Origin of the sequence: Microcoleus sp. Aus8_D2 (assembly GCF_036702665.1) — a bacterium.
Lineage (GTDB): Bacteria > Cyanobacteriota > Cyanobacteriia > Cyanobacteriales > Microcoleaceae > Microcoleus.
Map to the genome: position 1 here is coordinate 191,731 of NZ_JAUBUN010000005.1, position 10,215 is coordinate 201,945.

The following is a 10,215-nucleotide window of genomic DNA, read 5'->3' on the forward strand; positions in this document are numbered from 1 at the left end:
CTTTAATGCTATTACTGTCGGATTCTGGTTAGTGTCTATTCCGAATTCACAAATATTGCAGTATGTCAAGCGCTGGTGGGTGAGGGAAAATTAGTATTGGGTCGGGAAAAGTCCACCGGGCGCACGGGAGGAGCTGTGCCGTTGGTCTTGGTTGTGGCAGAGTCTGCCTGGTAAACTTGGATGCGATCGCGCCCTGCGTCTTTGGCTTGGTACAGCGCTGCATCGGCTGCGTCAATCAAAATCGAGGCTCCGGATTCAGATGGAGGAACCATACTCGCTACGCCCAGACTGACAGTGACGTACTGGCTCACCTGAGAACCAGCGTGAGGAAGCTGCAAAGCTGCGATTTTGATCTGTATGTGTTCGGCTACCAGCTCAGCCCCTTGACTCGCGGTATTCGGCAAAATAACGGCAAATTCTTCGCCTCCGTACCGAGCTACTAAATCGGCGGGGCGATTGACTGCATTGCCGATCGCCCGGGCGACTTGCCGCAAACAGTCATCTCCCCCTGGATGTCCGTAGGTATCGTTATAACTTTTAAAAGAATCAATATCGCACAGAATTAGGGATAGAGGCGTTTGTTCCCGCGCTTGTCTGCGCCACTCCATTTCTAAATACTGATCGAACCGGCGGCGGTTTGCTAGCTGCGTCAGTTCGTCTAAAGTTGCTAACCGCTCTAACTTGAGGTTGGCTGCTTGCAACTGCTGGTAGAGTTCTGCTTGCTTGATCGCGATCGCCAACTGGGCGGCCAGATTCGACAGCAACTCTACTTCCAACTGCATCCACTGGCGGGGAGTACACTGGTGGGCCATCAGCAGCCCCCACAAGTCGTCCCCTTGCACTAAAGGGACTACCAAATAAGCTTTCACCTCAAATTGTGCGAGCAAATCAATTTGGTTTTGGGGTAAATCGGCGGCCGAGACATCGGCGATCGGCCTGATCGTCCGGTGTTGGTACGCTTCGAGATAGAACTCGTCAAAACAGAAATTTTCCAGGGTTTCTCCCAGCATCGGCCGACAGTTGGGTGCTACAGATTCCACAGTCACCGCCCCCGTCGCGGGTGCAGCGCAGAGACTGCCCGTACAGGGGTTAAAGCGGACGATCATCACTCGATCGGCTTGAAGGAACTGGCGCACTTCTGTCACTGTCGTGCTGAGCACTTCGCCCAAATCCAGAGACTGGCGGATGTGCTGAGTAATCGTCGCCATCAGCAGTTCCCGTTCGTTTTGCTGTCGCAGCGCCTCTTCTGCCTGCTTGTACTCGGTAATATCTTGAGCAGTGCCGAAAATTTGTTTGGGATCGCCCTCTGCTGTGCGGGCGAACACTTGATCGCGGCAGCGGAACCAGCGCCAGGAGCCCGATCGGTGTTGGAGCCGATAGTCCAACTCCAAAATATGCCCGTCAAGGGCCGAGGGAAATTTTTGCAAGTGGGCTCGGAGCCTCGGCAAATCTTCTGGGTACACCAAACTGGAGTACAAAGCTGTTTGCATCTGTAAAATTTCTTGGGGAGTGTAGCCTAGCAGCTTAGAAGCTTGACCGTTGACATAGACGTTGCGCTTTTGAGTCAAGTCGTAAATGTAGAGTAAATAAGGCGCCGCATCGGCAATCTGCTGGATGAAATGCTGGCTCTGGCGCAATTCTGCTTCCACCCGCTGGCGCACTTCCACTTCTTCCAAAGCTTGATCCCGCATGGTGCGGTAAGCTTGGATGCGGTGGGTGAGGTCGGTTACGTCTTGTATTACCAACAAAGCGTAAAACGATTGGCAGTTTGATGGCACAAAGCCGTAAGGCGAAATTGAAGTCCGAAAGTTTGAGGGGTTTGCAGCACCAACAGCTTCTCCTTGTCGCACCATACCTTCTGGTTCCAACTCAAGAGTCGATCGAACCAAGTCGGGAATATCCAGTTCTGCAACGCCCGGTGAAAGTGCAGGGACAGCCGTCACCGTAGTTTGCTGGATGCGCTGCTGGCCGTCTTGCCAAGTTGCCGGAATCAGGTGCTTGTGAATTTGAGAAGAAAAAATTGTGGGCGGGCCTCCTGCAAAGATTTGCTGGAAGCGATTTGCGTACTTGAGCTGGCTCAGGTGAGGAAAATGAGTTGTGATCTTGGTTCCCAACATTTCAGCGCGGGGAATTTTCGTCCAGTCTTCGAGACAGGCATTCCAAAACAGCACCACAAAATCATCTCGCAACAGGCAGGCGCCGACTGGTACGCTGTCGAGAACTCCAAACTTTTCCTCAATAGTTTTGCTCTCCTCGATCATAGACCCCCGGCAAGTTGATTGATCGCAGCCAACAAGGCGTCAAAGGAACTGACATTGAAAATGAGGATGATATCTCCTTCAATGTGAAGCCTTTCAATAATGAAACGGGTCTGGGCTAATAAAACAACTGTATCAACAGTCAAACCGCCAGATGTCAGCAAAGTAGCGATCGTCCCTTCCGTGTAATTGGGAATTGAGTAGTTCAGGCGCTGCTGAAGTATGTTGCTGATTGCACCCATGACCCCATTGATTACAATATTTCCCACTTCACTCAGCGTACCAATTTTGACTGAATCCAGGTCGTGAGTTCCGGCTTCTTCCCCTGTCAGCATGGTCACGAGGGTGGCCGCGCTGTTGGTAGGAAAAACTAGCTGGGCAATACCTCCAAAGGAACCAGTGAATTTGAGCTGGACGGCGGCGATTTGTTCGCCGTTGAGGTGCTGCTCTAATTGTGCTTGCACGTCGGCGGGAGATAGGATTTGGAGGTAGGGGATTTGCAAGCGAATGGGAGATTCGATCATGTCGTTCAAAATCCCTGCTGCTTGACCGATCCCGATGTTGACGAGTTCCTGCAAAGCATCGAGCTGTCGAGCGCTTAATTTCATTGGGTGCTCTCCTCGCTGGCACTGAGAGCTTTTTTGATCCACCCGATCAGTTCGTCTGAGTTGGGCATTTTGTGAATGACTGCCAGGGCTCCGAGTTCCATGCACTCGGATTTGGTTGTGGCTTGAATGTCTGCTGTAATTACGATGACTGGAATTTGATATCCTCGATCGCGCATGGCTTGCAGGACTTCCCGACCTTCCATTTCCGGCATCAGGAGATCTAAGAGCATACAGTTTGGGGTTTTAGTCGCGAGCAGTTCTAGAGCTTCCGGGCCGCTCGATGCTTCCCAAGTCTCGTATCCTTCTGCTCGCAGGATTTTGCAGATTACCCTGCGAGTCAACCACGAATCTTCGACAACGAGAATTGATGTCACTACGTTCTCCTCCTTCAATTGTTTAGGACTGACCGGCGTTGCAGGTACTGCTTTTATCTTGACAGTAGTTTAAACTGTTGGGACGGTGTGCGATCGAGCACAGCAGCCGAATTCCTGTTCTTAAAAACTAACGCATTAAGGTGTTCGATAGTCGAGTCTCTTTGATTATGGGAAGAAAAAACCCGGTTTCGGAATGAAACCAGGTTTGCGGGATCTCTATTGCTCGTAACACCGGCGCTTAATTATAGATTACCAAACGCTTCCTGAGGGACTCTACTCGTCCTTTAGCAGTGGCATTGTCAGGATCGCAGGCGAGAGCTTGTTCGTACATTTCCAAGGCTTGAGCTGTTAATTTCTTGCGCTCGTAGGCGTGACCCAGATTGTTGAGAGATGTAACGTATTCGGGCTGCAACTTCAGGGCTTCTTTGTATTGGCGGATCGCGATGTCATACTGTTCTTGGCCGAAGTGCGCAAAACCTAGAGCGTTGTAAAGAAACGCCAGATCTTCTTCGCCTTCTACGTCTTTGGTTTTCAGGGCTTTTTGAAACAGTACGATCGCCTGGGAGTAAAGTTTCTTATCTACATAGATACTTCCTAACTCGTAGTATTCCTGTGCTGTTCCTTTTTCTAGGGTCAGCTTGTTTTCTAAGCGTTCGAGAGACATTTCCAGCTTCCGAGTTTTGAAAATCTGGCGCACCACAAACCAGGAAGTGCTGCCGAGTATCGCGAGCAGGACTGACACGTAAACAATTAGCAAATTACTGTCCATGTTTTTCTTAAAATTAGGTAGATCGGTGGAAGCTTTTAATTATTTTAATCCGCTAGCAATCTCTGAGATTTGCCTCTGCAACTGTATAAAAAAACGAAAATGGCGATCGACCGGAACGATCGCAATTTCTGAAAAAGCAAGCATTGAGAAGTAAGAACAAAGAAGGAAAATTAATCTCAATCTCCTAGATTTATCAGGAGTTTTCCTTCTCTGGCAGATAGCTAAATCTTTCTTACTTCTGCTTTCTTCCTTCGGAAAACTATTCAAGCTTTCACGAGCCGGAGCGATTGGCCATTTCCACGACTTTACCGAATGTTGCGGGGTCAATGATTGCCATTTGTGCCAGCATTTTGCGGTTGATTTCGATATTGGCTTTCTTCATGTTGCCGATCAGTCTGCTGTAGCTCGTGCCGTGTTGGCGCGATGCAGCATTGATCCGAGCAATCCACAGGCGGCGGAAATCGCGTTTCCGTTTTTTGCGATCGCGATAACCGTTACGCAGGGCCTGCATCACCCGCTGGTTAGCTGTGCGGAACTGTTTCGACTGTGCGCCTCGGAAACCCTTGGCTAACTTGAGAATTTTTTTGCGGCGCGCTCTGGCGACATTACCGCGTTTTACCCGTGTCATCTTTAATTTCCGTTAAACTTTACAAGTATGGAAGCATTAACCGCACGTTACCATCATTGGTCTCATCGATGACGACCAGCTTAGAGAGACGGCTTTTGCGAGCTGAACTTTTGTGTGAAAGCAAGTGGCTTTTGTAAGCTTTGCGGCGCACAATTTTACCGCTGCCGGTCGCTCTAAAGCGCTTTGCGGCTGCTTTGCGAGTTTTGAGTTTTGGCATGGACTGGTGTTATTTGGACACAAGCTTCAACGGTATCACGTTTGTGGTACTTTCGGCAAGGGAGATTTGCGGGTTGGGATTTGGGGACCTGGGGAGGGCCCTGTTGGGGAGAAAATTTGACGATTTTTTCGATTTAACGGGGCTGGAGATTACTTAAGGCGACGCTGCTCTCGGTACAACCGGAGTGCGTGAACTCCCGCAGCAGTAGCCTGCAATTCTCTAATTACTGATGCCATCTCGATCGGCAATTCCTCAATTTTAGCCACCAAAACCGGGTGTTCCGGAGGCTGCAAAACTGGAGCAGCTAGTGCTGCAAAAGTCAAGTCAGCCGCCGACAATCGATCGCCAGCTAAATACGGGCGATCGTCTGCTAATCTTTGATTCACTATCTCGAAAACTTGCCGAATCCCTTGCAGCGAAAGGGCGGCTGACTCTGGTGCAATCTTGTAGGTTTGTCGCACTTTGGCGCTAATAAACGGAAAAGCTATTTCAAATCCAACTCGCTCAAACAGGGGCGTCCCCTTGCACCAAGCTTTTCGCATTGTATCGCGGTTATTCGAGCGATAATAATATCCCCAATTGCGAATATCTACCCCCAATCTGGTATCAAATAACTCTTCCATTTCTTCGACTTCTCGGCGCAATTCAGGCTCGGTTGGATATAAGCGAAAACCTGATGAACTTATGGTATCGAGATAATGCAAAATATCTGTTGAATCGGTAAGATTGCCAGATTTGATAGCTAAAACTGGAACGCTGCTACCTCGGTATTTGCGGGTAGCCCAGCGGTGAAAAGCTGGTATAGCGGTTCTCAAAAAAGTGAGGTATGTCCTATGCCCTATGCCCTATGCCCTATGCCCTATGCCCTATGCCCTATGCCCTATGCCCTATGCCCTATGCCCTATGCCCGTCAAGTACCTCATCTTTCTGAGAAAGGCTATACGTGTTTTTCTTCAATGTAGGGAAGTTTTAGCAAGTCTAGCGCCCAGCGAACTTTTTCGCAGTAGTGGCCGATCGGAATAGTAATCAGGCGAACTATAGCAGAGCTGGCAACTGTTGGGTGATTCATTGGGTGATCTGCATATTTTGACATTAATTTGTCCTGAATTTTCCTGATAGTAAATTGAGCCTCAAAAAATTAAGACCGAACGGTCTCTTTGATAGTAAAAAAAAGTGGGATTCTAAAGTTGATTGTCGAGATAGGCGTGTAAGTGGGTAATTGCTCTTTTGATGTGAATCGTGTCTCCGTAAAGCTTGCTCATCATGATTGCTCCCTCCAGCGTTGAAATCACAATAGTTGCAACTGCATCAGCTTCGACATTTGCTCGCACCTCGCCTTTAGCAATTCCTTTGTCAATAATTTTGCCAATCAAAGCGCGCCAACCGTCCATAGCTATTTGCGCGCGCTGGCGCAAAGCTGGATGAGCGTCGTCGCTTTCGACTGCTGTATTTAACAGGGGACAGCCGCCGGGAATAGGAGGATTTGTGGCTAAATCGCTAAATACTGATACCATAGCTTTTAGGCGGGCGATCGCATTTTTGTTACCTTTTAAAGCCCCGAGATATTGTTGGCGCATACATTCAACTGCAAAATCAAAAGCTTGCAAGGCTAGTTCGTCTTTGCTCTGGAAGTGGTTGTAAATTCCTCCTTTTTGCAAGCCTGTAACGCGCATGATGTCAGACATAGAAGAACCGGAGTAGCCGTACTGATTGAACAGTGCTGCGGCTTCCCTGAGAATTTTTTCTCTGGTTTCTTGGGCTTTTGACATTTTGAGCTAGAGTTTACAGACCGATAGGTCTTTTTTAGAGAATAGCAGAGATAATTGTGGATGGCAAGGGGCGATCGCAAATTGGTTTGTAGTGAGGACTTTAGTCCTTTAATGGATGCGGACTAAAGTCCTCACTACCAACCTGCAAATTAGTTGGTAGTGAGGACTTTAGTCCTTTAATGGATGCGGACTAAAGTCCTCACTACCAACCTGTACGATCGTTTTCTGCGACCATGATCTTACACCAAAAATGGAAATTTTTAGGTTTAATGTAAAAAAAATAGGCTAGCCATATTTCACGGCGCCTATCTCTATCAATATTTTAATGGCTCCCCGCAACGCCGTCTTACCTCAGCTTTTGACCTGGTATTTTACCAGGTGGGCACCGTTGGCTCGGACTTAAAGTTTCTGGGTACAAGCCCAGTTTACTGCTGTCCAAACATCTTGATTCCCGAGAGTTAAGAGTTATAGATCAAAAAAACATTATTGGCAGTCACCAACGTCGCAGTAGAACCTTTATTTAATATACAGCAACTAACTAGATTTTGGCAAGCTTCGAGCAATTTTAAGTTGCATACCAGATGGATTCTACGGTTTGAGCGATCGCACTAGCGGACGATCGCCCCTGAACCCCCAAGTCTTCGTCGAGTACAATAGTCACGTGACCGAGTTTGCGGCCCGGACGCGATACTTTCTTACCATACCAATGTACAAAAGCGCCACTGATTTGTGCCAGTTGTTTTCGTTTCTCTAAATAATCTGACTCAGCAGACTCGTAGCCGAGCAAATTTACCATCACAGCACCTGGACTTTTCAGAGCCACATTGCCTAAAGGAAGTTGACAAACGGCACGCAAATGCTGTTCAAATTGTGAAGTTTCGCAAGCATCGATTGTAAAATGTCCCGAGTTGTGGGTGCGGGGGGCAATTTCATTGACAAACAGCTTATTGTCGGCGGTTAAAAATAATTCAATGCCGAATACGCCGACAGCTTCCAAGTCATTGAGGAGAGTGCGGGCGATCGCACAAGCTTCGGCTTTCACATCTAAACTAATATCCGCGGGCGCAATCACCACACGACAAACCTGATGAAGCTGTTGGGTTTCCACGATCGGGTAAATCGCCATGGAGCCAGTTGGCGATCGAGCTGCAATCACAGCCAACTCGCGATCGAACGGTACAAACTCTTCCACCAGCAAAGACTGGCCTTTAAGTTGAGCGCTAATTGACTCAAAACTCTCGCGATCCTTCACAATAAAAGTACCTTGGCCGTCGTAACCGTGGCGGCGAACTTTGACGACAAAGGGAAAATCTCTCGGCCCAAAATCAGAGTCTCCTTCCATCTGCACGCTGTCGGAAACAGAAATTGCCAAATTGTCGATCGCAACTTCCCCGCAGATCTGCCCATCCCCCACAGCCCGCGTTGCAATTTGCTTTCCCTGGGGTTCCAGCGACGAATTCAGGTGCAAAGAAGCCAGCTCGTTGACCGCCCAAAACCTCGGAGTTGGCAAACCCAAACCTTTTAAATAACAGCGCTGCACGTACTTATCCAACAACGGAGAAAGGGATGACAAACTCGGCTGAAATAACACACCTTGCTGTTCTAATACCCGCAAACCATCCAAATCTACAAACTCATTTTCAAAAGTAATAACATCGCAGCCATCCGCCAAATGAGCCGTAGCCAAAACATCATCAACAGCAGCCAAAATAGCACCAGCAGCAACCGAAACTGCCGGGTCAGTAGCATGAGGAGTTTGCACTACCAATTCGAGATCCAGCGCCCTAGCAGCATCCCCCATCATCCAAGCTAGCTGGCCGCCGCCGACAACGCCGACCCGCTTAAATTTTGCAGGCGAACTCGCAGCGGTTTGATTTGATTTCATGTGAGTAAAATTCCGCAAAGTCAACCTGACTATTTTATCGCTATTTGTCCCCGGATGAATTACAGTAATTGGACAGTTGACAGCTAGAAAATACTTTTAATTGCATCATTAAATCGAGCCAGAACCCAGAAAAATTCGGCAGCGAAAGTATTTAATTATTGCACGAACCCAGCCGTTGGGAAACGGCGATCGAGCTGCCGCCCTCCAGAAAAGTGCCACATCTAGCAATTGCTTAGCGCCAAGCATGGCATAATTGACAGCACTGCAAAAAGCAGATAGACAGGTGGAAACACGGAAAATCAGATATTCAGAGAACAAAAGTTATAGGTGAGGATGCTGTGAAAGTTTTGGTTGTGGGGAACGGAGGTCGCGAACACGCGATCGCAAAAAAACTGCTAGAATCTACGCGGATTAAACAAGTATTCTGCGTACCGGGCAACGGCGGGACAGCTACCACCAAAGGCTGTCAAAATCTGTCGCTCAACATCGACGACTTCCAAGGCATCGAACGCTTTGTGATGGTCAACAACATCGGATTAGTGATTGTCGGCCCCGAATTGCCCCTATCGCTAGGCATCGTTGACTACTTCCAACAGCGAAAACTGATGATTTTCGGCCCCAACAAAGCCGGCGCCCAAATAGAATCCAGCAAATCTTGGGCCAAAGAATTGATGCTCTCTTCAGGCATCCCAACACCCAAAGCTGCCGTATTTACAAACGCAGAAGCAGCCAAAGCCTACGTTGTCGAGCAAGGAATTCCCATAGTCATCAAAGCAGACGGACTCGCATCAGGCAAAGGAGTCACCGTTGCCACCACCGTCAAAATGGCTAACAGCGCCATCAACACCATTTTTAGAGGCGAATTTGGCACAGACAACATCCGAGTCGTCGTCGAAGAATATGTAACCGGTCAAGAAGTCTCGATTCTCGCCCTCACAGACGGTATCACAGTAGAACCGCTGCTGGCAGCTCAAGACCACAAAGCCATTGGCGAAGGCGACAAGGGAGCCAACACTGGCGGTATGGGAGCCTACGCCCCAGCGCCAATTGTCACGCCCAAACTCATGGACAGGATTCAAGCAGAAATTCTTGAACCTACCCTCGCTGCACTCCAAAAACGCAACATCGATTACCGGGGCGTCCTCTACGCAGGTTTAATGATTACACCGAAAAGAGAACTTAAAGTCTTAGAATTCAACTGTCGTTTTGGAGATCCCGAAACTCAAGCGGTTTTGTCCCTCTTGGAAACTCCCCTGGAAGATTTGCTGTTCGCTTGCTGTCAGCAGCGTCTCGGTGAATATTCCAACATTCGCTGGAAGTCGGGGGCTTCTGTTTGCGTAGTTTTGGCTTCTGGGGGCTATCCGGGAAATTACCAAAAAGGCAAAGTTATTACAGGTATTGAGGAAGCTGAAGCCAAAGGAGCAGAAGTGTTTCACGCCGGCACCCAGTTGAAGCAGCAGCAGTTGGTGAGCGACGGCGGCCGCGTTTTGGGCGTCACGGCGGTTGCAGAAACTTTGGAACAAGCTATCTCTAAAGCTTATGCAGCAGTTGATTGCATCCAATTTGAAGGGGTTTACTGCCGCCGGGATATCGGCCTTCGGGCGCTGGCTCATCAAAATGTCGAGCCAAGTGTCGAGCCAAGTGTCGAGCCAAGTGTCGAGCCAAGTGTCGAGCCAAGTGTCGAGCCAAGTGTCGAGCCAAGTGTCG

Annotated in this window: 10 protein-coding genes, 1 other RNA gene and 1 pseudogene; 1 reads left to right on the forward strand and 11 read right to left on the reverse strand. The window is 48.8% G+C overall.

Features of this window, described 5'->3' with window-relative positions:
* Window positions 1-65: 65 nt before the first annotated feature.
* The 11 genes from QUB64_RS06110 to QUB64_RS06160 all read right to left on the reverse strand — a co-directional run bounded on the left by QUB64_RS06110 (window position 66) and on the right by QUB64_RS06160 (window position 8,508).
* On the reverse strand, window positions 66-2,261 hold the full coding sequence (locus QUB64_RS06110; RefSeq protein WP_333265914.1) for a sensor domain-containing diguanylate cyclase: 2,196 nt from the start codon (window positions 2,259-2,261) through the stop codon (window positions 66-68).
* Window positions 2,258-2,866, reverse strand: coding sequence for a chemotaxis protein CheC (locus tag QUB64_RS06115; RefSeq protein WP_333265915.1), 609 nt, complete (start codon window positions 2,864-2,866; stop codon window positions 2,258-2,260). The genes QUB64_RS06110 and QUB64_RS06115 overlap by 4 nt, the downstream gene beginning before the upstream one ends.
* Window positions 2,863-3,240: a response regulator gene (locus tag QUB64_RS06120; RefSeq protein WP_333265917.1), complete on the reverse strand. Its 378-nt coding sequence runs from the start codon at window positions 3,238-3,240 to the stop codon at window positions 2,863-2,865. Before QUB64_RS06120 ends, QUB64_RS06115 begins: the two co-directional genes overlap by 4 nt.
* 238 nt (window positions 3,241-3,478) lie before the next feature.
* Window positions 3,479-4,009 carry a tetratricopeptide repeat protein gene (locus QUB64_RS06125; protein WP_333265919.1) on the reverse strand — a complete coding sequence of 177 codons (531 nt, stop codon included), beginning with the start codon at window positions 4,007-4,009 and terminating at the stop codon, window positions 3,479-3,481.
* A 271-nt stretch (window positions 4,010-4,280) separates the two neighbouring features.
* The gene (gene rplT, locus QUB64_RS06130) at window positions 4,281-4,637 is read right to left on the reverse strand and encodes a 50S ribosomal protein L20 (protein WP_333265922.1); all 357 of its coding nucleotides are present in this window, start codon (window positions 4,635-4,637) and stop codon (window positions 4,281-4,283) included.
* 19 nt (window positions 4,638-4,656) lie between these two features.
* Entirely contained in the window at window positions 4,657-4,854 is a 198-nt protein-coding gene (gene rpmI, locus QUB64_RS06135; protein WP_293126590.1) for a 50S ribosomal protein L35, read from the reverse strand.
* A gap of 149 nt (window positions 4,855-5,003) precedes the next feature.
* The gene (locus tag QUB64_RS06140; RefSeq protein WP_333265925.1) at window positions 5,004-5,669 is read right to left on the reverse strand and encodes a glutathione S-transferase family protein; all 666 of its coding nucleotides are present in this window, start codon (window positions 5,667-5,669) and stop codon (window positions 5,004-5,006) included.
* 122 nt (window positions 5,670-5,791) lie between these two features.
* Window positions 5,792-5,923, reverse strand: coding sequence for a glutathione S-transferase N-terminal domain-containing protein (locus QUB64_RS06145; protein WP_333269366.1), 132 nt, complete (start codon window positions 5,921-5,923; stop codon window positions 5,792-5,794).
* 112 nt (window positions 5,924-6,035) lie between these two features.
* Complete coding sequence (locus QUB64_RS06150; protein WP_333269365.1) at window positions 6,036-6,623, reverse strand: TetR/AcrR family transcriptional regulator; 588 nt, start codon at window positions 6,621-6,623, stop codon at window positions 6,036-6,038.
* 326 nt (window positions 6,624-6,949) lie between these two features.
* Window positions 6,950-7,137: non-coding RNA, 6S RNA (ssrS, locus tag QUB64_RS06155), on the reverse strand.
* Between the two features lie 51 nt (window positions 7,138-7,188).
* Window positions 7,189-8,508, reverse strand: a complete 1,320-nt coding sequence (locus QUB64_RS06160; protein WP_333269364.1) for a 5-(carboxyamino)imidazole ribonucleotide synthase — start codon at window positions 8,506-8,508, stop codon at window positions 7,189-7,191.
* Window positions 8,509-8,846: 338 nt separating this feature from the next.
* On the opposite strand from QUB64_RS06160, the pseudogene purD reads away from it, so the two are divergent.
* Window positions 8,847-10,127, forward strand: a pseudogene (purD, locus tag QUB64_RS06165) (phosphoribosylamine--glycine ligase); the annotation flags it as partial.
* Between the last annotated feature and the right edge of the window lie 88 nt (window positions 10,128-10,215).